The organism is Anaeromyxobacter oryzisoli (assembly GCF_022690765.1).
GTDB classification, from domain to species: Bacteria; Myxococcota; Myxococcia; order Myxococcales; family Anaeromyxobacteraceae; genus Anaeromyxobacter; species Anaeromyxobacter oryzisoli.
Map to the genome: position 1 here is coordinate 1 of NZ_JALCZA010000021.1, position 21,805 is coordinate 21,805.

General features: G+C 74.3%; 23 protein-coding genes. 12 read left to right on the forward strand and 11 right to left on the reverse strand.

Annotated features, from left to right (window positions below; genetic code table 11):
- The coding region (locus tag MNZ27_RS08995; protein ID WP_242393712.1) for a serine/threonine-protein kinase at positions 1-1,080 on the reverse strand (1,080 nt) is incomplete at its 3' end.
- A gap of 33 nt (positions 1,081-1,113) precedes the next feature.
- On the opposite strand from MNZ27_RS08995, the gene MNZ27_RS09000 reads away from it, so the two are divergent.
- Positions 1,114-1,458 carry a hypothetical protein gene (locus tag MNZ27_RS09000; RefSeq protein ID WP_242393713.1) on the forward strand — a complete coding sequence of 115 codons (345 nt, stop codon included), beginning with the start codon at positions 1,114-1,116 and terminating at the stop codon, positions 1,456-1,458.
- Positions 1,459-1,488: 30 nt separating this feature from the next.
- Here the strand turns inward: MNZ27_RS09000 and cutA are convergent, their stop codons facing one another.
- The gene (cutA, locus tag MNZ27_RS09005; protein WP_242393714.1) at positions 1,489-1,812 is read right to left on the reverse strand and encodes a divalent-cation tolerance protein CutA; all 324 of its coding nucleotides are present in this window, start codon (positions 1,810-1,812) and stop codon (positions 1,489-1,491) included.
- A complete protein-coding gene (locus MNZ27_RS09010) occupies positions 1,809-2,003 on the reverse strand; it encodes a hypothetical protein (RefSeq protein WP_242393715.1) in 195 nt (64 codons plus the stop codon). The genes cutA and MNZ27_RS09010 overlap by 4 nt, the downstream gene beginning before the upstream one ends.
- Positions 2,004-2,154: 151 nt before the next feature.
- On the opposite strand from MNZ27_RS09010, the gene MNZ27_RS09015 reads away from it, so the two are divergent.
- On the forward strand, positions 2,155-4,695 hold the full coding sequence (locus MNZ27_RS09015) for a sensor histidine kinase (protein ID WP_242393716.1): 2,541 nt from the start codon (positions 2,155-2,157) through the stop codon (positions 4,693-4,695).
- 2 nt (positions 4,696-4,697) lie between these two features.
- On the opposite strand, the gene MNZ27_RS09020 is transcribed toward MNZ27_RS09015, so the two are convergent.
- Positions 4,698-5,594, reverse strand: a complete 897-nt coding sequence (locus tag MNZ27_RS09020; RefSeq protein ID WP_242393717.1) for a DMT family transporter — start codon at positions 5,592-5,594, stop codon at positions 4,698-4,700.
- Between the two features lie 177 nt (positions 5,595-5,771).
- On the opposite strand from MNZ27_RS09020, the gene uvrA reads away from it, so the two are divergent.
- Both uvrA and MNZ27_RS09030 read left to right on the forward strand, forming a co-directional pair.
- A complete protein-coding gene (gene uvrA, locus MNZ27_RS09025) occupies positions 5,772-8,678 on the forward strand; it encodes an excinuclease ABC subunit UvrA (RefSeq protein ID WP_242393718.1) in 2,907 nt (968 codons plus the stop codon).
- 135 nt (positions 8,679-8,813) lie between these two features.
- Positions 8,814-9,734, forward strand: a complete 921-nt coding sequence (locus MNZ27_RS09030; RefSeq protein WP_242393719.1) for a DUF4339 domain-containing protein — start codon at positions 8,814-8,816, stop codon at positions 9,732-9,734.
- Between the two features lie 248 nt (positions 9,735-9,982).
- Here MNZ27_RS09030 and MNZ27_RS09035 read toward each other — a convergent pair whose 3' ends face one another.
- Both MNZ27_RS09035 and MNZ27_RS09040 read right to left on the reverse strand, forming a co-directional pair.
- Positions 9,983-10,525, reverse strand: coding sequence for a beta-class carbonic anhydrase (locus MNZ27_RS09035; RefSeq protein ID WP_242393720.1), 543 nt, complete (start codon positions 10,523-10,525; stop codon positions 9,983-9,985).
- A 33-nt stretch (positions 10,526-10,558) separates the two neighbouring features.
- On the reverse strand, positions 10,559-10,828 hold the full coding sequence (locus MNZ27_RS09040) for a hypothetical protein (protein ID WP_242393721.1): 270 nt from the start codon (positions 10,826-10,828) through the stop codon (positions 10,559-10,561).
- 186 nt (positions 10,829-11,014) lie between these two features.
- Between MNZ27_RS09040 and MNZ27_RS09045 the strand changes: the two genes are divergently transcribed.
- The 8 genes from MNZ27_RS09045 to MNZ27_RS09080 all read left to right on the forward strand — a co-directional run bounded on the left by MNZ27_RS09045 (position 11,015) and on the right by MNZ27_RS09080 (position 17,371).
- Positions 11,015-12,205 (forward strand): hypothetical protein, encoded by a 1,191-nt coding sequence (locus MNZ27_RS09045; protein WP_242393722.1) that lies wholly within the window; start codon positions 11,015-11,017, stop codon positions 12,203-12,205.
- Positions 12,206-12,263: 58 nt separating this feature from the next.
- Complete coding sequence (locus tag MNZ27_RS09050; protein WP_242393771.1) at positions 12,264-12,686, forward strand: NUDIX domain-containing protein; 423 nt, start codon at positions 12,264-12,266, stop codon at positions 12,684-12,686.
- Positions 12,683-13,234: an AmmeMemoRadiSam system protein A gene (gene amrA / locus MNZ27_RS09055; protein ID WP_242393723.1), complete on the forward strand. Its 552-nt coding sequence runs from the start codon at positions 12,683-12,685 to the stop codon at positions 13,232-13,234. The genes MNZ27_RS09050 and amrA overlap by 4 nt, the downstream gene beginning before the upstream one ends.
- A gap of 166 nt (positions 13,235-13,400) precedes the next feature.
- Positions 13,401-14,447 carry a M50 family metallopeptidase gene (locus tag MNZ27_RS09060; RefSeq protein WP_242393724.1) on the forward strand — a complete coding sequence of 349 codons (1,047 nt, stop codon included), beginning with the start codon at positions 13,401-13,403 and terminating at the stop codon, positions 14,445-14,447.
- Between the two features lie 103 nt (positions 14,448-14,550).
- Positions 14,551-14,976, forward strand: a complete 426-nt coding sequence (locus MNZ27_RS09065; protein ID WP_242393725.1) for a thioredoxin family protein — start codon at positions 14,551-14,553, stop codon at positions 14,974-14,976.
- Positions 14,977-15,015: 39 nt separating this feature from the next.
- Positions 15,016-15,669 carry a molybdopterin converting factor subunit 1 gene (gene moaD, locus MNZ27_RS09070; RefSeq protein ID WP_242393726.1) on the forward strand — a complete coding sequence of 218 codons (654 nt, stop codon included), beginning with the start codon at positions 15,016-15,018 and terminating at the stop codon, positions 15,667-15,669.
- Between the two features lie 398 nt (positions 15,670-16,067).
- A complete protein-coding gene (locus MNZ27_RS09075) occupies positions 16,068-16,427 on the forward strand; it encodes a response regulator (RefSeq protein ID WP_308197936.1) in 360 nt (119 codons plus the stop codon).
- Positions 16,424-17,371 carry an HD-GYP domain-containing protein gene (locus tag MNZ27_RS09080; RefSeq protein ID WP_242393728.1) on the forward strand — a complete coding sequence of 316 codons (948 nt, stop codon included), beginning with the start codon at positions 16,424-16,426 and terminating at the stop codon, positions 17,369-17,371. The genes MNZ27_RS09075 and MNZ27_RS09080 overlap by 4 nt, the downstream gene beginning before the upstream one ends.
- Positions 17,372-17,596: 225 nt before the next feature.
- On the opposite strand, the gene MNZ27_RS09085 is transcribed toward MNZ27_RS09080, so the two are convergent.
- Genes MNZ27_RS09085 through MNZ27_RS09105 form a run of 5 tightly spaced genes read right to left on the reverse strand, consistent with a single transcriptional unit; the run spans position 17,597 to position 21,720 of the window.
- The gene (locus MNZ27_RS09085; protein ID WP_242393729.1) at positions 17,597-18,226 is read right to left on the reverse strand and encodes an HAD family hydrolase; all 630 of its coding nucleotides are present in this window, start codon (positions 18,224-18,226) and stop codon (positions 17,597-17,599) included.
- 37 nt (positions 18,227-18,263) lie between these two features.
- Positions 18,264-18,995 carry an ABC transporter ATP-binding protein gene (locus MNZ27_RS09090; RefSeq protein WP_242393730.1) on the reverse strand — a complete coding sequence of 244 codons (732 nt, stop codon included), beginning with the start codon at positions 18,993-18,995 and terminating at the stop codon, positions 18,264-18,266.
- Positions 18,995-19,756: an ABC transporter ATP-binding protein gene (locus tag MNZ27_RS09095; RefSeq protein ID WP_242393731.1), complete on the reverse strand. Its 762-nt coding sequence runs from the start codon at positions 19,754-19,756 to the stop codon at positions 18,995-18,997. Before MNZ27_RS09095 ends, MNZ27_RS09090 begins: the two co-directional genes overlap by 1 nt.
- Positions 19,743-20,822, reverse strand: a complete 1,080-nt coding sequence (locus tag MNZ27_RS09100) for a branched-chain amino acid ABC transporter permease (RefSeq protein ID WP_242393732.1) — start codon at positions 20,820-20,822, stop codon at positions 19,743-19,745. The genes MNZ27_RS09095 and MNZ27_RS09100 overlap by 14 nt, the downstream gene beginning before the upstream one ends.
- A gap of 4 nt (positions 20,823-20,826) precedes the next feature.
- Positions 20,827-21,720, reverse strand: a complete 894-nt coding sequence (locus MNZ27_RS09105; RefSeq protein ID WP_242393733.1) for a branched-chain amino acid ABC transporter permease — start codon at positions 21,718-21,720, stop codon at positions 20,827-20,829.
- Between the last annotated feature and the right edge of the window lie 85 nt (positions 21,721-21,805).

Sequence of the window (21,805 nt, forward strand, 5' to 3'; positions counted from 1 at the left end):
CGGCGGGGCGGCGCCGGGCGCTCCCGGAGGAGCGGCCGGCTGCGGCGGGCGCGCCACGGTGGCGGCGGGCGGGGCGAGGAGCTCGATGACCTGGGTGGCCTCCGGCGTGGGCGGCGGCGCGGGCGGGAGCGGCTGCACCCGGACGCGCTCGAGCCGGTCGAGCTCCGCGCGGAGCTGGGCCGGGAACGACCGCGCCATGAGCCGCGCCAGCGCCGGGGGATCCGCCCCCGCCGCGAACGGGCGGAGCGCGTCGCGCAGCTCGCTCGCCCAGGCGTATCGCGCCTCCGCCTCGCGGGCCAGCGCGCGGAGCACGACCGCGTCGAGGCCCGGCGGCAGCCCGGGGCGGCGCTCCGACGGCGGGCGGACGGTCGCGCTCCGGACGGCCTCGAGCACCGCGAGCTCCGAGCGCCCGGTGAAGAGCCGCTCGCCGGTGAGCATCTCGTGCAGCACGGCGCCGAGGGCGAACACGTCCGAGCGGCGATCCACGGGCTGGGCCCCGACCATCTCCGGGCTCATGTAGCCGAACTTCCCGCGCAGGACCGTGTCCTCGCGGCGCGTCCGGATCGCCGCCTGGGCGATGCCGAAGTCGATGATCCGGACCGAGCCGTCGAAGCCGAGCAGGACGTTCGCCGGCGAGACGTCGCGGTGAACCACCCGGAGCGGCTCCCCGTGGGCGTCCCGGGTGCGGTGGGCGTGATCGAGGGCGTCCGCCACCCGCGCGGCGACCGCCGCGGCGAGCGGCACCGGCAGCGGCTCCCGCGCGGCGCGGCAGCGGTCGAGGAGGGCCCGCAGGTCCTTCCCCGGCACGTAGTCCATGGCGATGTAGTAGCCGCCGCCGTGCTTCCCGAGCTCGTGGATGGGCACGATGCCCGGGTGCTCGAGCTGCACGACGAGGCGCGCCTCGTCGAGGAACATCGTGATGAACCCCTCGTCCTCGGCGAGGGTCGGGAGGATCCGCTTGAGCGCGTAGAGCTTGCCCGGCGGGTCGCCGCGCCGGACCGCGACATACACCTCGGCCATCCCGCCGATCGCGATGCGATCGAGGAGCACGAAGCGGCCGTAGGGGACGAGCTTCCGCATGAGGGTCCGGGGGGTCCCGGCTATGATACCGCCATGCCCACGAGCTGCTACGGCTGCGGCGCGACGCTCCGGATCGACGGTCCGATCGGACGGCGCACCACCTGCCCCCACTGCGACGCCGATCTGCACGCGTGCATGAACTGCCGCCACTACGACGAGGCCGCCGCGCACCAGTGTCGCGAGCCGCACGCCGACCACGTCGTGGAGAAGGAGAGCTCGAACGCGTGCGAGCTGTTCCAGCTCGGCGACGGGGCGTCCCGGCGGCGGCTCGGCCGCTCGGACGCGGCCCGGAGCGCGCTCGCGGCCCTCTTCGGCGAGGCGCCGCGCCCTACCGAGGATCCGAAGGACGCGCTCGAGGCGCTGTTCCGGAAGAAGTAGCGCCGCCGGCTCGGGGCGCGCGCCCGTGGATCACGCCGTCTCGCCGGCGATCCAGTCCAGGTACGCGGCGCTCCCCGCCTCCACCGGCAGCGCGAGCACCTCCGGCACCTGGTACGGGTGGAGCGCGAGGATCCGGTCGCGCAGCGCCTCGAAGCGCCCGCGCGTGGTCTTCAGGACCAGCAGCGCCTCGGCGTCCTCGTGCACCGTCCCCTCCCACCGGTAGATCGAGCGCAGGCCGGGGACGACGTTCCCGCAGGCGGCGAGCCGCGCCTCCACCACCGCGCGGGCGAGCTCCGCCGCCTTCTCCGGCGACGGCGCGGTCACGAGGACGACCAGGGCATCCGCCGGGCTCACGGAGCGTCCCTCGCCGGCTCGATGTCCGCCGAGGAGCTCGAGAGCTCCTCGCGGACGCCGCCGCGATCCGGGCGCGGCGCCTGGGCGGCGATCGTCACGAGATCGGCGGTCGCGGAGCCGGCGCCGGGACGGGCCGGGAGGACTTCCGAGTCTTCCGGGTCTTCGAGGACGCGGGCGGCGGCGACGGACATGGGCGGCTCCCCAGGGAAATGAGGCTCGACTGTAGCGCGCGGCCGCTCGCCGGGTCGGCCGATCTCGGGGCCGCCGGATCGGAAGCCACGCGAGCGGTGCGACGGTGGAATACATGCTCCTTGCAGCCGGTTGCGGCGCGGGGGAGCCTGCTTGTTCCAGACGATTCGCTCGCGGCTGCACGTCGTCATCGGCCTCGCCGTCGCGATCCTCGTGGCGCTCGCGGCGCGTGCGACCGCCGGGGCGTGGGGCGCCCGCCGGGAGGCCGAGCTCGCCGCGAACCTCGAGGTCGCCCGGACGGTGGCCGCGGCGCTCCGGATCCACGTCGACGACGTGATGCACGAGGTGGGCGCCCTCGGACGCTCCCTCGCCAGCATGCGGCTCTCCGAGCAGGACGCGAACCGCCTGCTCGCGGAGGCGACCTCGGACTACGTCTCCGTCCGGGAGTTCTCCTGGGTGAACCCCGATGGACGGATCGCCTTCTCGTCCAACCCGGCGGCGATCGGCCTCTCGGTCGCGGACCGCGACTTCTACCAGCGCGTCGTCGCCGGCGAGGATCGTGTGTTGTCCGACCTCTTCCGCTCGAGCCTGGACGGGCAGGCGGTCGTCGCGCTCGCCCGGACGATCCGGCCTCGGGACGGGGCGCCGGCGGGGACGATGATCGCGGTGATCGCCGCGGACCGGCTCGGCTGGCGCGGCCTGCCCCTCGCGCGCGAGGGGACCGCGGCCGTCGTGATCCTGGACCGCGCCGGCCGGCTCGTGTTCCGGTCTCCCGAGCGGCCCCTCGACTGGGCCGAGCGCGCCATCGATCGGAGGTCCCAGCCCCTCCTCGCCGCGGCCCTCGCCGGGCGCGAGGCCGCCGGTGAGATCCAGGGGCGCGCGGAACGGCGCCTCGGCGCGGCCGTCCCGGTCGCCCCCTTCGGCTGGGCGGTCCAGGCGTTCCGGAGCACCGACGAGGCCATGGGACCGCTCCACCGCGAGCTCACCCTCCTGCTCTCCGCCGGGGCGATCGTGTCGGTCCTGGCGGTGGGCGCGGCGAGCCTCGTCGGCCGACGCACCGCCTCGGCGCTGCGCAGGCTCGAGCGGCACGCGGAGGCGTTCGCGCGAGGCCGGCGTCCGCGCAAGCCGCTCCGCGGTCCCGCGGAGATCGTCGATCTCGGCCACGCATACGAGCGCATGGCCGATGGGCTGCTCGCCGCGCAGCGTCGCTTCCGCACGGTGTTCGACGAGACGCCCGCCGGGGTCCTCGTCCTCGATCCGACCGACCTGCGCGTGCTCTGGGCCAACCGCGCGGCCGTCGGCGTGGCGGCGGAGCCGTTTCGCTCGGAGGGGCTCGTCGGGCACCGGCTGGAGGAGGTCTCTCCGGGGGCGACCGCCGGCTTCTTCGACCTCCTGCGCGCCGTCGCGCGCGGCGAGGGCCCGCATGAGGAGCAGGAGTACCGGTTCGACGGCGAGCGCGGGCCGATGTGGTGGAACTGGTCGGCCCGGACCATCCCCGCCGACGGCGGCGGGCAGGAGCTGCTCCTGCTCGGCAGCGACGTCACGTGCCAGGTCACGGCGCGCGCGCGGCTGGACGCGGACCGCCGGCGCCTCGAGACCGTCCTCGAGACGCTGCCGGCCGGCGTGCTCATCTCCGACGCGAGCGGCGCGTTGCTCCAGGCGAACGACGAGGCCCGGCGGATCTGGGGGCGCCCCATCCCGCTCCACGCGCCGCTCCATCAGGTCGAGGTCCGCGCCCGCTTCGTGGACGACGGCCACCCCGTCGAGGCGCGCGACTGGCCCACCGAGCGGGCCCTCGCGACGGGGCGCCCCGTCCCCGGGCGGCTGGTCGAGCTCGAGCGCGCCGAGGGCGACCCGGTCACGGTCCTCACCGGCGGCCAGCCGATCCTCGACGCCGAGGGACGGGTCTGCGGCGCGGTGGCGACGGCCCTCGACGTGTCCGAGCTGCGCCGCGCGGTCCGGCGCCGCGACGACGTGCTCCGGATCGTCTCGCACGACCTGCGGACCCCCCTCGCCACGGTGATGCTCGGCGCCGCGGCGCTGGGGCGGCTGCCGGACGGCCCCGGCGCGGCCGCCCAGGCGCGGCGCGCGGCGGCGCGGCTCGCCGCCGCCGGGAAGCGGATGACGCGGCTCATCGACGACCTGCTCGACCTCGAGAGTTTGGACGCGGGGCGCCTCTCGCTCCGGAGGTCGGCGTGCGATCCGGCGGACCTGCTCGGCGCCGCCGCCGACGAGCTCCGCGAGGCGGCCCGCGAGAAGGGGCTCGACCTGCGCCTGTCGGCGCCGCCCGGGCTGCCCGCGGTGGAGGCGGATCGCGACCGGGTGCTGCAGGTGCTCGGCAACGTCGCGTCGAACGCGGTGAAGGCCACCGGCGCCGGCACGGTCTCCCTCACGGCGGAGGACCGCGGCGACGTGGTGGCGTTCCGGATCCGCGACACGGGGCCGGGGATCCCGGCGGAGGAGCTGCCGCACGTCTTCGACTGGTACCACCGCGGCGCCGGCGCCGCCTGGCGCGGGAGCGGGCTCGGCCTCGCGATCGCGCGCGCGCTGGTCGAGGCGCACGGCGGCGCGATCCACGCCGACTCGGCGCCGGGCGAGGGGACGACGGTGACGTTCACGCTGCCGGTCGCGCGGCGCGCCGCGGTGGACGGCGCCGCGGAGGCGGCCGGGGAGCCGGCCGGGGAGCCGGGCTAGACTCAGGGGACGCGCGACCGGTGGCCGAGGGCGGTGCCGTAGGCCACGCCGGCGACGCCGACGAGCATCCCCGCGAGGCCGGCGCCGGTGATCCGCTCGCCGAGGAGGAGCGCGGCGAGGGCGTACTGCGCGAGCGGCGTGAGCTGGAGCCAGATCGCCGCCTCGGCGACCGAGAGGGCGCCGTACGCCTGCGTCATGAGCACCTGCGCCGCGTACGCGGCGAGCCCCATCACGCCCGCGACGACCCAGGCGCCCGGGTCGCGGGGCCACGCGCCGAGGGCGAACGGGAGCGCGACCGGCAGGCCGCCCAGGCAGAAGTAGTAGAAGATCGTCGGCGCGTTGTCGGTGGCCCGCATGGCGCGGATCACCACCGCGGACAGCGCCGCGAAGACGGCGGCCCCGACCGCGAGCGCCTCGCCGGCGCCGAGCCCGAGGTGGAGCGAGCCGCCCCCGAGCACGAGCGCGACGCCCGCCGTCGCGAGGGCGAGCGCGAGCGCCAGGTGGATCGTCGGGCGCTCGCCGAACGCGCGGATGCTGAGGGCCGTCGCGATGACGGGGAAGAGGTTGTAGAGCATCCCCGCCTCGCCGGCGGGGATCCGCGCCAGGGCGAGGAAGTAGAGGACCACGACGATCCCGCCCGACACGCCGCGCGTCCAGAGGAGGCGCCGGTTGTGCGGGCGGTAGAGCGCGGGGCGGATCCGGAACGCCGCGAGGGAGACGGCGGCTCCGACCACGAACCGGATCACCGTGAGCTGGCCGGCCGAGAACGCGCCGGGGCCCCGGGAGAGCCGGCGCGCGAGGACGGCCATGAGCCCGAAAGAGACGGCGGAGCCCAGGAGGAGCAGGCGCGCGAGGGCGCGGGAGGCCGGCGCCGCCTCCTGCGGCGAGGCCTCGCTCACGGCTCCTCCGTGGGGATCCCCGCCGTCGCGGTTCTCCATGGGTCCTGCGGTGTTATCACCTTCGCAGCCGGCGTGGAACGGCGCTCGCCCGCCCGGCCGCCGGCTCCGGTGCGTGGTCCTCCCACCGGGTGCCGGCCGCTGGCCAACGTCGGCGTACTCGATTAAGAAACGCGCCCTATGAGCGAGCCCGAAACGATCAGCGTCAAGGGGGCCCGCGAGCACAACCTCAAGTCGGTCACCCTGGAGATCCCGAAGAAGAAGCTCGTGGTCTTCACGGGCGTCTCCGGCTCGGGCAAGTCCTCGCTCGCCTTCGACACCCTCTACGCGGAGGGGCAGCGCCGGTACGTCGAGTCGCTCTCGAGCTACGCCCGCCAGTTCCTCGGGCAGATGGAGAAGCCCAGGTACGACACCATCCGGGGGCTCTCGCCGACCATCTCGATCGAGCAGAAGGCCGCGTCCAACAACCCGCGCTCGACCGTGGGGACCATCACCGAGATCCACGACTACCTCCGCGTCCTGTACGCGTCGATCGGGCTGCAGCACTGCCCCTCGTGCGGGCGCCCCGTGGGCAAGCAGACGGCGCAGCAGATCGTCGAGGCCGTCGCGAGCTACCCCGACGGCGCGCGGATCCTCGTCCTCGCCCCCCTCGTCCAGAACCGGAAGGGCGAGTACCGCGAGCTCCTCGCCGATCTGGCGAAGCGCGGCTTCGCCCGCGTCCGGGTGGACGGGATGGTGCACCAGCTCACCGACCGCCTGGCCCTGGACAAGAAGCTGAAGCACGACATCGAGCTGGTGGTGGATCGCCTCGTGGTGAAGGAGGGGATCCGCCCCCGCCTCACCGACTCGGTGGAGACCGCGCTGCGCGAGGGCAAGGGCACCCTCGTCGTCGCGGACGCCGACAAGGAGCAGAAGGTCGGGCCGGGGATCGACCCCGAGGAGTACAAGCGACACGACCGCTTCTTCTCCGAGCTGAACGCGTGCCACGCCTGCGGCCTCAGCTTCGGCGAGCTCGCGCCGCAGAACTTCTCGTTCAACTCGCCCATCGGCTTCTGCCCCGACTGCCAGGGGCTCGGCACCCGCGCCGAGATGGACACGGACCTCATCGTCCCGGACCCGACGCTCACGATCCGGCAGGGCGCGGTGGAGCCGTGGGCGAGCGGGATGGAGCGCGGCGAGGGCTGGACCTTCGAGTTCGTCGAGCACCTCTCCCGGTCCCTCAAGATCGACCTCGACGTCCCGTGGGCGGAGCTCCCGAAGAAGGACCGCGACGTCATCCTGTTCGGCACCGAGGCGGCCGGGAACGGCGCCCGGTACCGGCTCGAGTTCGAGGGCGTCGTCAACCAGCTCACCCGCAGGCTCAAGTCCACCGGCTCCGAGATGATGCGGCGCAGCTACCTGCGCTACTTCTCGGACAAGCCCTGCCAGACGTGCGGCGGCGAGCGGCTCAAGCCGGAGAGCCGCGCCGTGCGGATCCGCGGCGAGGGGATCGTCGAGCTGTCGCGGCTCACGATCAAGGACGCGCTCGCGTGGCTCGGGAGCCTGGACCTGAAGGGCAACGAGGCCCGGATCGCCGACGAGCTCCTGAAGGAGATCGGCAACCGCCTCCGGTTCCTCCTCGACGTCGGGCTCGGCTACCTCACGCTCGACCGGCCCGGCCCGTCGCTCTCGGGCGGGGAGAGCCAGCGCATCCGGCTCGCGTCGCAGATGGGCTCGGAGCTCACCGGCGTCATCTACATCCTCGACGAGCCCTCGATCGGGCTGCACCAGCGGGACAACGGGAAGCTGCTCGGGACGCTCAAGCGGCTCCGGGACGTCGGCAACTCCGTCATCGTCGTCGAGCACGACGAGGAGACGATGGAGGAGGCCGACTGGATCGTGGACTTCGGGCCCGGCGCCGGCGCGCGCGGGGGGGAGGTCGTGTCCCAGGGCACCCCGGCCGAGGTAAAGCGCGATCCCCGGTCGCTCACCGGCGCCTACCTCTCGGGGCGCAAGGAGATCGCGGTGCCGGACCGGCGCCGCTCCGGGGATCACGGCGCGATCACCATCTTCGGCGCGCGCGAGAACAACCTGAAGGACCTGACGGTCTCGTTCCCGCTCGGGCGGCTCGTGGCCGTGACCGGCGTCTCCGGCGCCGGGAAGTCCACCCTGGTGAACGCGATCCTGCAACCGGCCCTGATGCGCTACCACTACGGCACGCGCGCGGTGCCCGGGAAGCACGAGCGGCTCGAGGGCGCGGAGCGGGTGGACAAGGTCATCGACATCAACCAGCAGCCCATCGGCCGGACGCCGCGGTCGAACCCCGCCACCTACACCAAGGTCTTCGACGCCATCCGCGAGGTCTTCGCCCAGACGCCGGAGGCGCGCGCGTTCGGCTACCAGCCCGGGCGCTTCAGCTTCAACGTGAAGGGCGGCCGGTGCGAGGCGTGCCTGGGCGACGGGATGAAGCTCGTCGAGATGCACTTCCTCGCGGACGTGCTCGTGCCGTGCGAGGTCTGCGGCGGGAAGCGCTTCAACGACGCGACGCTCCGGGTCACCTTCAAGGGGAAGAACATCGCCGAGGTGCTCGACCTCTCGGTGTCGGAGGCGCACGAGCACTTCCGGAACCACCGGGAGATCGCGCGGATCCTCGAGACGCTCGAGGACGTCGGGCTCGGGTACGTCAAGCTCGGGCAGCCCTCCACCACCCTCTCCGGCGGCGAGGCGCAGCGCATCAAGCTGAGCCGCGAGCTGGCGCGGGTCGGGACCGGCAAGACGCTCTACATCCTCGACGAGCCCACCACCGGGCTCCACTTCGAGGACGTGAAGCGGCTCCTCGAGGTCCTCGACCGGCTCGTCGAGGCGGGCAACTCCGTCGTGGTCATCGAGCACAACCTCGACGTCATCAAGTGCGCCGACTGGGTGATCGACCTCGGCCCGGAGGGCGGCGACGAGGGCGGGCGCGTGATCGCGGAGGGCACCCCGGAGCAGGTCGCCCGCGTGAAGGAGAGCTACACCGGGCACCACCTCGCCCGGCTGCTCGCCGCCCACGACCGGCGGCGCAAGGCGGGGGCCCGCGGCGCGGTGAACCGCGCGGAGGCGGTGTAACCCTGCGCGCGCCGCCCGGCGCCCCGCGTTCACGGTACGTCGCTGCACCACTCGCGCGTCGACACGCCACCGCCGGCCATGGCAACCTCGCCGGCACCAGCGGCCCGGGCCCCTGGTGACCTCCTGGGAGTGGGAATGACCGAGCAGACGGCGCAGTGGTGGTACGAGAACGACGGGCAGCAGGCCGGGCCGATCGCGGCCGGCACGCTGCACGGCCTCATCCAGTCCGGCCAGGTACGCGCTTCCGCGCGCGTGTGGCGCGCCGGGATGGCGAACTGGGAGCAGATCGCCCGGATCCCCGAGCTGGCCGCGCAGGTCCCCGCGACCCCGCCGGCGGCCGGGCCGGCGGCGATCGAGCCCCCTGGCCTCACCGGCTTCGGAAGCGAGCGCGCCGCCCCGGCTCCGGCGCAGGGTCCCGCCCCCGCCGCGGAGCAGCCGGGCTTCGCAGGCACCGCGGCCGGACCCGCGGCCGGCCCCTTCGACCAGCCCGCCTCCGGCGCCTCCCCTCGGCCCGCGTACCCCGCCGCCCAGCCTGCCTACCCCGCGTACCGCGCCCCGCAGCAGGGCTACCCGCAGGCGCGCCCGCAACGGCCCGCCGTGTTCGAGGAGCTCTCGATCGGGACGCTGATCCTGCTCTGCGTCGTGACCTTCGGCGTCTACGGCATGATCAAGTTCTTCCAGACCGGGAAGGCCTACGAGCAGCTCGCCGGCCGGGAGAGCCGGTTCGCGACGTACTTCTGGCTGTACCTCGGCCTCTCGTTCGGCTCGTTCTTCGTGAACCTCGTCCTGCCGCCCCTCGGCCTGGCCCTGAGCCTCGCGGGCGCCGTGCTGGGCGCGCTCACGCTCTTCGAGGCGCTGAAGGTCCGGGACGAGGGCGTCCGCCGCTACCAGGTGAACGCCGCGATCACGACCGAGAGCACGCACAAGGTGCTCTACATCCTGGGCGTCGCCCTGAGCGTCGTCCTCGTCGGCGTGATCCTGCTCGCGATCCAGGCGGTGAAGTGGTTCGAGGACTGGAACCAGATCGCCCGGGGGCTCGGCCCGCGCCGCTTCTAAACGAGGGTTCGCGATTCGCGAACACCTTCGGTGTCGCGCCTCGCGCCCTCGTTTAGGCCATGTTTACACGGGGGCTGCGCCCCCGCCCCGTCGAGCGAAGCTCGCCGGGGCCCCACCCCTGGCTACGCGGGGCCCACGCGCGCTGGCGCGCGCTGTCCCGCGGGGAGGGGCGCTGCCCCTCCCCACCTGCGGTGGGGCCCCTCCCCGCTGACCTCGTTCGCGAATCATGATCGGCCGTTTAGGCGCCGCTACCGGAACACCGCGTCGTAGCCCCGCTCGAGGACCGTCATGACCCCGGTCCGGATGTCGAGCAGCGCGGCGTGCACCGGCAGGTGCCTGGGCAGGAACGGCGTCTGGCGGATCGCGGCCACGGTCTCGAGGGCCGCCTTCTCGACGTCGCCGAAGAGCCCGAAGAACGCCCCGGGATCTTCCGGGATGTCCGGGTCGTTCACGCCGCGCGCGCGCATGACGCGCCGGAGCTCGGCGTCGGTGAGCCGCGTCACCCCGCAGTCGGTGTGGGGGAGCACCAGCACCTCCTGGCAGTCGTTCACGTAGATGCTCGCCGCGAGCGTCCTGAGCAGCTCCGAGCCGGGGGCGATGCGCGCGCCGGGGACGCGGATCACCACCGCGTGCCCCCGATCGACGCCGATCGCCTCCGGGAAGAAATGCGTGAGCCGGGGATCGACGCAGGTGACGATGCAGAGGTGCCGGTTCGCGACGAACGAGCCGGGGTCGGAGTCCGGGTGGAAGGCCGCCCGGTTCGCGTCGATGAGCTCGTCGAGGAGGGCCACGGTCGGTTCTCTCCCGGTGCGTCGCGACGCGGGCTAGGTCTTCTCGGGCGGCGCCTTCTTCGCGCCCGCCTTCCGGCTGTCGCAGTGCGGGCAGGTGCACTGCGCGCCGCACTGGCAAGGCTTCCCCTCGCCGGCGCACGCGCACGGCGGGGTCTTCGCGGCCTTCTCGGCCGCGGCCTCCTCGGCGGCGGGCTTCGCGCCCGCGCCGTGCGGGCAGCTCTTGCAGTCCTGGCACGCGGCGAGGACGGGGGATGCGGCGGAGAGCGACACCGCGGCGAAGGCGGCGAGCAGGAACCTCGTCATGAGCGTCTCCTTGGAGATCGCCGCGCGGGCGGCGAAGATCGGTCGCGGCCGAGAGTACGGACCCCGGGCGAGCGGTGTCAAACCCGGAGGGGTTCCCGTCGGGGTACGCCGGCGGGTCCGGGGGGCCGCCGCGCCCCGACCACGCGGCTGTGGATTCACCACCTCCTCGCGGCTAGATTGCCCGCGATGCCGAACGTCGATCCCGACCGCCTGCTCGAGCTGCTCCGCGATCCCAACGTCGAGAGCCAGGAGATCGCCGCCGCGACCGGTGCGCCGCGCGAGGAGGTCGGCCGCGCCGCGCGGCTGCTGCTCACGCTCTCCCGCGCCAAGCCGGAGGAGATCGCGACCCTCCCCGCCCCGCTCGCCGGCGCGTTCGCCCACGCCGCGCTCGGCGCGGGCCGCGCCGACGTCCTCGCCGCCCTCGCCGGCCACTCCGCGAAGGAGGTCGCGAAGGAGGCGAAGCGGGGCCTGCACGTGCTGAAGACCCGCGGCGTCGCCGTGCCGGAGCCGCCCAGGCCGGCGGCGCCCGCGCCCGCCGCGGCGCCCGAGACGCCGCTCCCCGCCTACGCCTCGGCCATCGACGGCAACGGCGAGCGCGCGGTGTGGCTCTCCCGCGCGCTGCCGGGCAAGGGCGTCGAGATCGCGCAGGCGGTCGTCTCCGACGAGCGCGGCCTGATCGAGCTGCAGGTCGGGGTGCTCGGCCGCAAGGATTGGCGCGCCTTCGCCAAGGACGTCCTCGGGCGCGGCGCGAGCATGGGCGTCGGCGAGATCGACCGGGGTCGGGCCCACGCCCTCGTCGCCGCGGCGCGCGCCCGGAACGAGACGACCGGCCAGCGCGTGCCGGACGGCGCCGACCTGTGGCTGGCCCAGCTCGGCCCGGCCGCGCCGCTGCCGGATCCGGCGAGCGGGTTCGCGCCGCTCCCCGCCGACGAGGAGCGCGAGGCGCTGGCCGCCGGCGCGAAGCTGCACGACCTGCCGCTCCTCCGGGGATGGCTCGCGGACGAGGCCTACCTCCGCGGCGTGGCCGCGAAGCTCGACGAGGTCGCGGTCTCCCCCATCTACGTGGACGAGCAGCAGCGCGCGGAGCAGGAGGCGCGCGTCCTGTCGAACGCCGTGTCGGCCTACCTCGACGCGCCGCGCCGCGCGCTGCTCTCGACACGCCTGTACGCGGTCGCCGAGCACCTCCGCGAGCGCGGCGACGAGGCGCACGCCCGCATCGCCGCCGCGACGGCGCGGGCGCTCGTCGCCGGGGTCGCCGCGGACGCGATCCCGTTCGCCCGCCCGCTCGTCGAGAAGGCGTTCCCCGTCGCGCCCCGGCCGCCCGCGCCGTCCGCCCCCGCGCCGGCGAGCGAGCCGCTGATCATCCCGCCGCGGTAGTGGCCTGCATCTCCGCGACTCGATTGACGCTTTCGCCGGCGTGCGCTACGTGTCCGTCGTGCCGGAGCACAGCGCGCCGTCGCCCACCGTCGATGTGGTGATCCTCCTGCCCGGGGACCGCGTGGTCCTCGTCCGGCGAAAGTACCCGCCGCCGGGCTGGGCGCTCCCCGGCGGGTTCGTCGAGCTCGGCGAGACGGTCGAGGCGGCGGCGGTCCGCGAGGCGCGAGAGGAGACCGGCCTCGACGTGACGCTGGAGGAGCTCCTGTACGTCTACTCGGACCCGCGCCGGGACCCGCGGCGCCACACGCTCTCGGTGGTGTTCCTCGGCCGGGCGTCGGGCGAGCCGGTCGGGGCCGACGACGCCGCCGAGGCGCGCGCCTTCCCCTGGACCCAGCTCCCCTCCCCGCTCGCGTTCGATCACGCCGACATCCTCGGCGACGCGCGGCGCTTCCTCCTCACCGGGGCGCGGCGCCGGCCATGATCTCCCTCTCCGCCACCGACCGGGCCGCCCTCCTCGGCGTCGCGCGCGGCGCGATCCTCGCGCCGCTCGCGGGCACGCCGCCCCCGGCGCTCCCGGCGACCGGGCCGCTCGCCGAGCCCGCGGGGGCGTTCGTCACCGTGACCGTCCGGGGCGAGCTCCGCGGCTGCATCGGGACGCTCCGCGCGGCCGGGCCGCTCGCCGCCACCGTGGCGCGGATGGCGCTCGCGGCCGCCACCGAGGACCCCCGGTTCCCCCCCATCGGCGCCGCCGACGTGCCCGAGCTCGGCGTCTCGGTCTCCGTCCTCGGCGAGCCCTTCCGCCTCTCCGAGCCGCGCACCGTCCAGGTCGGCGTGCACGGGCTCGTCGTGAAGCAGGGCTGGCACCGCGGCGTCCTCCTACCCAAGGTCGCGGTCCGCGAGGGGTGGGACGCCGAGAGCTTCCTGAAGCACGTCTGCCTCAAGGCCGGTCTCCCGGCCCGCGCCTGGCAGGAGCCGGACACGGAGATCGACGCCTTCGAGGCGGACGAGTTCGGCGAGGAGCCCACCTGAGAGCCTGTGAAGAAATTCCCTCCCGTCGCCGCGGCGAACGATACGCTTCGCATCGCTTCGTTGCTCCTCCCTCACATAGCCTACGGCTATGCTCGGTCGTCGCGCCTCGCGCTGCTCGCGTCTCGCTCGCCTGGCTCGGTCCGCGAATTCCCTCACAGGCCCTGACGTGACCACCCCGCTCGCAGTCGTCGCCGCCGTCCTCGCCATCTCGCTCCTCATCGTGATCCACGAGGCGGGGCACCACCTCGCCGCGCGCGCCTTCGGGATGCGCGTCGAGCGGTTCAGCATCGGCTTCGGGCCGGTCGTGCTGTCCACCATCCGGCGCGGCACCCAGTTCGCCGTGTCGGCGCTGCCGCTGGGCGGGTACGTGCGGATCGCCGGCATGGCGCCCGGGGAGGACGTGGACCCGGCGGACGCCGGCGCCTACGCGAACCACGCGGCCTGGCGGCGGGCCGTCGTGATCTTCGCCGGCCCGGCGATGAACTACGTGACGGCGATCGCGATCGCCGCCGCGTGCCTCTTCTCATCGGGCCTGCCCGACGCCGACCCCGCCGCGCGGGTCGGGGCGCTCCTGCCCGGGCTGCCCGCGGAGCGGACGGGGCTGGTGAACGGCGACCGGATCCTCTCCGTGGACGGGACGCCCGTCGCGAGCTGGGACGCCCTGGTGAAGGAGATCCGGCGGCGACCGGGCCGGAGCTTCCCGCTCGAGGTGGAGCGCGGCGAGGGGGCGGCGAGCCAGCGGCTCACGATCCCGATCACCCCCCTCGACACGAACGGCGTCGGGACGGCCGGCTTCCGCCAGCACCTCGTCCTCGCGACGAACCGCTCGGCGGGGGCGATCCCCGAGGCGTTCGTGCGGACGAACCGCAACATCGCGCTGCAGCTCCGCGGGTTCGGCGCGATGTTCTCCGGCGCGCAGAAACCGGACGTCCAGGGCCCGGTCGGGATCGGCAAGGACCTGGTGCGCAGCGCGCACGAGAGCACCCCGGTGTTCTTCCAACTCGTCTGGACAATCTCGGTGGTGCTCGCGATCCTGAACCTCTTCCCCATCCCGGCCCTCGACGGCGGACGCCTCGTCTTCCTCGGCTACGAGATGGTCACGCGGCGCCGCCCCAACGCGAAGCTCGAGAACGTGGTGAACCTCGTCGGCGCGGTGGCGCTCTTCGCGCTGATCGTGGGGATCACGCTCTTCAAGGACCTCCTCGGCCGTTGAGCCGGGCTGCCCTCGCCGGCGGCGGCCGCCGCCGCCGGCCGGACCCGTGTTGCACCCCGGGAGCGGGGGCGCCATACTCCGCGCGCGAAGGGGGGAAGCTCCGATGGCCGTCTATCGCTGCGCCGGGTGCGGCGCGGTGAATCGCTCGCAGCCGGACTCCGGTCCGCCCCAGGCGTGCTACCGCTGCCGCCGGCCGCTCGACACGTCCGGCCGACCGCAGGCGGTGGACGCGGCGGCGCTCGTCACCACCATCCGCTGCTCGCCCGCCCCCGTCCTCGTGGACTTCGCCGCGCGCGATCTCGCGGCGCCGGCGCTCGACGGGCTCGCCGCCGCGCGCGCGGGAGAGCTCGTCGTGCTCCGCGTGGACCCCGGCGAGGAGCCCGCCGCCGCGCAGGCGTACGCGATCCGCTTCACCCCGACCCTCGTCCTGTTCCAGGGCGGCAGCGAGGTCGCGCGGCGCTGCGACGCGCCGGGGCCGATCGACATGCACGCCTGGGTCGAGCAGGCGTCCTCGGCGCGCGCGCCGTAGCCGGGGCGGTCCGCCGGCGCGGCGGTTACAATCCGCCCGATGCCCATCCATGTCCTGTACTTCGCCGGGGCACGCGACGCCGCCGGCACCCCCCGGGAGGCGCTCGAGCCCGTCCCCGCCTCCGTCGCCGACCTCCGCCGGGCGCTCGCGGAGCGCCACCCCGCGCTCGCCCGCCTCCTGCCCCGCTGCCGCATCGCCGTGGACGAGGAGTTCGCCGACGACGGCGCCCCCCTGCGCGACGGCGCCGAGGTGGCGCTCGTCCCGCCCGTCGCCGGCGGCGCCCCGCTCTTCGCGGTGGTCGATCGGCCGCTGGCGCTCGCCGAGGTCGTGGAGGCGGTGTCCGCGCCCGAGCTCGGCGGGATCGTGACGTTCACCGGGACGGTGCGGTCCGACACGCGCGGGCGGCGCGTGCTCCGCCTCGAGTACGACGCCTACCGGCCGATGGCGGAGCGGAAGCTCGCCGAGATCGGCGAGGCGGTGGGGCGCGAGTACGGGGCCCGCGTGGCGATGGTGCACCGGGTCGGCGTCCTCGCGCCGGGCGAGGCCGCGGTGGTGATCGCCTGCGCCGCCGCCCATCGCACCCCCGCGTTCCGCGCGTGCGAGGCGTGCATCGAGCGGCTGAAGCAGGACGTGCCCATCTGGAAGCGCGAGGTGTTCGAGGACGGCTCGGAGTGGGTCGGGATGGGGCCGTAGCGGCGCACGGGCCACGGGTCACGGGGCCTGTGACGGTGACGGGTACCGATCACGGGCGTGCCCCGTGCCGAACGCGAGCCCGTTCCCCGTCACCGTGCCCGTGACCGTTCCCCGTGCCCGCCTCCCGCGTCCCGCATCCCGTGGCCCGTGTCTCCGTCGGATCACGGGATCGGGCCACGGACCACGGGACCCGACGGCGCCGTCGGACCACGGAGAAGCCGGGCCACGGGCCACGGGAACCGGCCCACGGATCACGGAGAGGCCGGTGACGGTGACGGGCACGGAGCACGGGAGGGCCGCGAGCGGTCACGGGCCCCGCGCAGCAGGGGTGGGGCCCCGACGAGCTCTGCTCGGCGGGGCGGGGCGGCACGCCCCGTGGGATGATATCCTCCGATGGCGTGAAGGTGCTCATCGCGGACGACGACCGGCTGGTGCGCGCCCTGCTCGCCGATCTCCTCGGCGAGCTCGGGCACGCCGTGGTCGCGGCCGAGGACGGGGCCGCCGCCGTCGCCCTCGCCGCGCGCGAGGCGCCCGACGTCCTGATCCTCGACTTCCTGATGCCGCGCCTCTCCGGGCTCGACGCGCTCCGCGAGCTGCGCGCGGCCGGGGTGACCACGCCGGCGGTGCTGCTCACCGCCATCACCGACAAGAGCCTCCGCGGCGTCGAGGGCGCGGACGCGGTGGAGGCCGTCCTCGAGAAGCCGGTCACGCCGCGCTCGCTGCAGCGGGCGCTCTCCCGGGCGACGCGGGCGCGATGAGGGTCTACCGCACGCTCCTCGGGATCGTGCTCCTCGCGAGCGCGGCCCCCACGGTGCTCCTGGGCGTGCTGCTCGCGCGGGAGCGGGGCGGCCTCGACGCGGTCGCGATCGCGGCCATCGGCGCCTCGGCGGGGCTCGCCGCGGCGCTCTCCGGGCTCGCCGCCCGGCGCATCACCCGGCCCATCTCCCAGTGCGTCCGGGGCGCCCTCGAGATCGCCCGCGGCCGCTTCGGGCACCAGGTCCGGGTGACGGCGCGGAACGAGATCGGGGATCTCGCCTACACGTTCAACCACATGTCCCGCGAGCTCGCGAGCTACGACGCCGAGAACCGCCGGCTCATCGCCGCGCTCGAGCGCGGCTACCTCGAGACGATCCGCAGCCTCGCCTCCGCGATCGACGCGAAGGACCCGTACACCCGCGGCCACGCCGAGCGGGTCGCGGCGCTCGCGGTGGAGCTCGGGCGCGAGCTCGGGCTCTCCGGCGAGCGGCTCGCCGCCCTCGAGTACGCCGGCCTCCTCCACGACGTCGGCAAGATCGGGATCCCCGACGCCATCCTCGCCAAGGCGAGCCCGCTCACCCGCGAGGAGATGGCGCTCGTCCAGGCCCACCCGCGGATCGGCGCGGAGATCGTGGGCGGCGTCGCCTTCCTCGCGGGCGCGGTCCCGGCGATCCGCGGCCACCACGAGCGCTGGGACGGCGACGGCTACCCGGACCGGCTCGCCGGCGAGGCGATCCCGCTCGCCGCCCGGATCGTGAGCGCCGCGGACACGTGGGACGCCTGCACCTCCGAGCGGCCGTACCAGCGCGCGCTCGCGCCGTCGGAGGCGGCGCGGGTCGTCGCGACGCTCCGGGGGACGCAGCTCGACCCGACGGTCCACGGCGCGCTCATGGCGATCCTCCGGCGGCGCGGGATCCTGGAGCCCGGCGCCAGCAGCGCGGCGTGAGTCAACGATCTGACGAGGGCTGCGCCCTCGCCCCGCCGGCGGAGCCGTCGGGGCCCCACTCCTGCTGCGCGGGGCCCGTGACCGCTCGCGCCCCGCTTCGCGGGGTTCGCTCGCGGTCCCCGCGCGGAGGGGCGGCGCCCCTCCCCCCGCCGGCGGCGAGGGTGTGCGGCTCAGACCGTACGGGGGCCCTCCACCCTGCGTGATGACCTTGGAATAACGCTGCGTTCAGTCGAGCCAGGGCGCGAGCGCGGCCGCGTCGTCCACGATCGAGGTCGCCCCCGCGCGCACCAGCGCCTCGCGGGAGGCGAAGCCCCAGGTCACCGCGACGCCCCGGACGCCCGCGGCGCGGGCGGTCGCGACGTCGATCGGGGTGTCCCCCACGAAGACGGTGTCCTCGGCCGACGCCCCGACCTGGGCGCGGATCCCGCTCGCGCCGGCGGGATCCGGCTTGCGCGGCACCTCGTCGCCGCCGACGACGACGGCGAACCGCTCGAGGACCCCGAGGCCGGCGAGGATCTTCCGGGCGAGCCGGCCCGGCTTGTTGGTGTCCACCGCGAGCACGCGCCCCGCGCCCTCGAGCAGCGCGCGGACGCCGGGGTAGAGCCGGGTCGTGTCGAGGCAGTGCGCCTCGTAGTGCGGCCACCAGGCCGCGAGCGCCGGCTCGAGCAGCTCGGCGTGCGGCGCGACCGAGCGCTCGACGAGGCGGCGGACGCCCTCCCCGACGAACGTGCGGATCTCGGCGACGGAGCGCTCCGGGAGCGCGACGGCGCGGAGCGCGTGGTTCACCGAGGCGGCGAGGTCGTCGCCCGAGTCCACGAGGGTGCCGTCGAGGTCGAGGATGGCGAGGCGGGGCATGGGTCCTCCGGGCGGCGCGGGGCGCGATGCGAGTGTGTCACCGGGCCACGGCGCCGACCGGCTTCACGTCGCCCAGGTACGCCTTGCGCACGCCCTCGTCGGCGAGGAGCTGCTTGCCCGGGCCGCTGAGCGTGATCCGCCCGGTCTCGAGGACGTAGCCGAAGTCGGCGATCTCCAGGGCCGCCTTCGCGTTCTGCTCGACGAGCAGGACGGTGACCCCCTCGGCGTTGATGGTCTTCACGATGTCGAAGATCATCTTCACCACGAGCGGCGCGAGCCCGAGCGACGGCTCGTCCATCATCAGGAGCCGGGGGCGCGTCATGAGGGCGCGGCCCACGGCGAGCATCTGCTGCTCGCCGCCGGAGAGCGTCCCCGCCTTCTGGCGCATGCGCTCCTGCAGCCTCGGGAACAGGGCGAAGACCTTGTCGCGGTCGGCGGCGATGCCGGGCCGGTCCTTGCGCGAGTAGGCGCCGAGGATCAGGTTCTCGTCCACCGTGAGGTTCGGGAAGACGTGGCGCCCCTCGGGCACGAGGCACACGCCGCGGGCGACGACGTCCTTCGTCGCCAGCCCCGTGATGCGGTCGCCGTTCCAGGAGACCGCCCCGCCGGACGCCTTCACCAGCCCGACGATCGTCCGGAGGGTGGTGCTCTTCCCGGCGCCGTTCGCGCCGATGAGGCTCACGATCGCGCCGTCCGGGACCTCGAGCGAGATGCCCTGGAGCGCGTGGATGCCGCCGTAGTGGACGGAGAGCTCGTCGACCTTCAGCATCACTGCGCTCCCAGGTACGCCTCGATGACCTTCGGATCGTTCTGGATGGCGGCCGGATCGCCCTGGGCGATGGTCTCGCCGTACTCGAGCACGTAGATCCGGTGGCAGAGCTCCATCACGAGCTGCATGTGGTGCTCGATGAGCAGGATGGTGAGGCCGAACTGCTCCCGGATCTGCCGGACGAACTGCAAGAGCTCGATCGTCTCCTGCGGGTTCATGCCCGCGGCGGGCTCGTCGAGGAGCAGCATGGACGGCCGCGTGGCGAGGGCGCGGACGATCTCGAGCCGGCGCTGCTTGCCGTACGGGAGGCTCGTGGCGAGGTCGCCGGCGTTCTCCTCGAGCCCCACCTGGCGCAGGAGGTCCAGCGCGAAGGCCCGCGCCTCGCGGTCCCGCCGGCGGTAGCCGGGCAGGTGGAGCGTCGCCGCGAAGAGGCCGGCGTCCATCCGGACGTGGCAGCCGACCAGCACGTTCTCGAGGACGGACAGCTCCTTGAAGAGGCGGATGTTCTGGAACGTCCGCGCCACGCCGCGCCGGGAGATCCGGTGCCGGCCGAGGCCCGTGATGTCCTCGCCGCGGTAGAGGACCTTCCCCTCGGTGGGCCGGTTCATCCCGGTGATGACGTTGAACGCGGTGGTCTTGCCCGCGCCGTTCGGGCCGATGAGGCCGACGATCTCGTGCTCCTCGACGGCCAGGTCGAGGCCGGAGACGGCCGTGAGGCCGCCGAACCGCACCGTCACGCCCTGGGTGCTAAGCAACGCCATGCTTGCCTCCCGGGGCCCCGTCCGCCGCGCCCGCTCGCGGCAGCAGGCCGATCCGCGACAGCATGCTCCAGGAGAACTCCCGGTTGCCCATGAGCCCGCGCTGGCGGAACAGCACCACGGCCATCAGCCCGATGGAGAACACCACCATCCGCAGGCCGGGCCGGGCCTCGAGCTGGACGACGCCGAGGTCGAGCGGGCCGTCGAGGAAGCGGAGCGCCTCCATCAGGATCGTCACCGCGATCGAGGCGATCACCGAGCCGGTGATGGAGCCGATGCCGCCGAGGACCACGATCAGGACGATGTTGAACGTCAGCATGAACGTGAACATCTTCGGGTCGATCGTGGTGAGGAGCGAGCCGAGCAGCGCCCCGCCGACCCCCGCCATGAAGCTCGAGACGGTGAAGCTCACCACCTTCACGCGGAACACGTCGATGCCCATCGCGCCGGCGGCGATCTCGTCGTCCCGCACCGCCTTCATGGCCCGCCCGTAGCTGGACCGCCCGAGCAGCACCATGAACGCCACCGACGCGGCGGCGCAGCCCCAGACCACCCAGGTCGTCGCGTACCGGGGCAGCCCCTTGAGGCCGAGGGCGCCGTTCGTGATGTTCTGCGTGTTGGTGAGGATGACCCGGATGATCTCGGCGAACCCGAGGGTGGCGATGGCCAGGTAGTCGTCCTTCAGCCGGAGCACCGGCGCGCCCAGCAGGAACCCGAGCGCCGCGGCGAGCAGCCCCGCCACGACGAGGGCGGGCACGAACGGCATCGAGAGGTGCGCGAGCCAGGGCGCGATCGGCTCGAGGAAGAAGTTCATCTCCTTCTGCTCCGGGGTCATGGTGAGCAGCGCGGAGACGTAGGCGCCGACCGCCATGAAGCCGGCGTGACCGAGGGAGAAGAGCCCGGTGAACCCGTTCACCAGGTTGAGCGAGAGCGCCAGGACCACGTAGATCGCGCACAGGTCGAGCACGCGCAGCGTGAAGCTGTCGAAGGTGAGGTCCGCCACCGCGAGGAGCCCGGTGAAGAGCGCCAGCGCGGCGAGCGTGTAGAGGTGCGTCCGCTTCGGTCTCATCGGCTCACACCTTCTCGACGGCGGCCCCGCCGAGGAGCCCGGAGGGCTTGACCAGGAGGACCACGATGAGGAGCACGAAGGCGAACGCGTCCCGGTAGCCGGTGAGGGTCGGGAGGAACGCGATCGTCAGGAGCTCGATCCCGCCGAGCAGGAACCCGCCGAGCACCGCCCCCGGGATGTTGCCGATCCCGCCGATCACCGCGGCGATGAAGCACTTCAGCCCGGGCATCACGCCCATGAGCGGGTTGAGCTGCGGGTACTTGTACGACCACATGATGCCGCCGACCCCGGCGAGCAGCGAGCCGGTGCCGAACGTGAAGGAGACGATCCGGTTCACGTCGATGGCCTGGAGGCGGGCCGCGTCGAGATCGGTGGACACGGCGCGCATCGCCATCCCGACCCGGGTCCGCTGCACCACCCAGAGCAGGACGGCGAGGGCGACGAAGGTGATGATCGGGATCACCAGGCTGACCGACATGATCGAGACGCCGCCGAGCGTCAGCTTGACGTTCATGACGTCGGGGACCGTCACGCCCTTGGGGCGCCCGCCGAACAGCACGATGGCGACGTTCTCGATGAGGAAGGACGCGCCGATCGCGCTGATCATCACCGAGATGCGCGGCGAGTCGCGGAGCGGCCGGTACGCCACCCACTCCAGCCCGACGCCGAACGCGGCGGTGAGCAGGACCGCGAGGAGGAGGGCGCCCCACCACGGCAGCATGAACGTCGCGACCGAGTAGAAGGCCAGGTACGCGCCCAGCATGAACACGTCACCGTGGGCGAAGTTGATGAGCCGGAGGATGCCGTACACCATCGTGTAGCCGATGGCGATCAGCGCGTAGAGGCTCCCCAGGGACAGGGCATTCGCCAGGTGCTGCAGGAAGAGCGCGAGCGTCATGTGTTCTCGAGCGGGCGCGGGGGGGGGCCCCCCGGCCCGGGCGGGCCCCCCCCCCGGGGGGCGGCACGGGGGGCCCGGGGGAGGG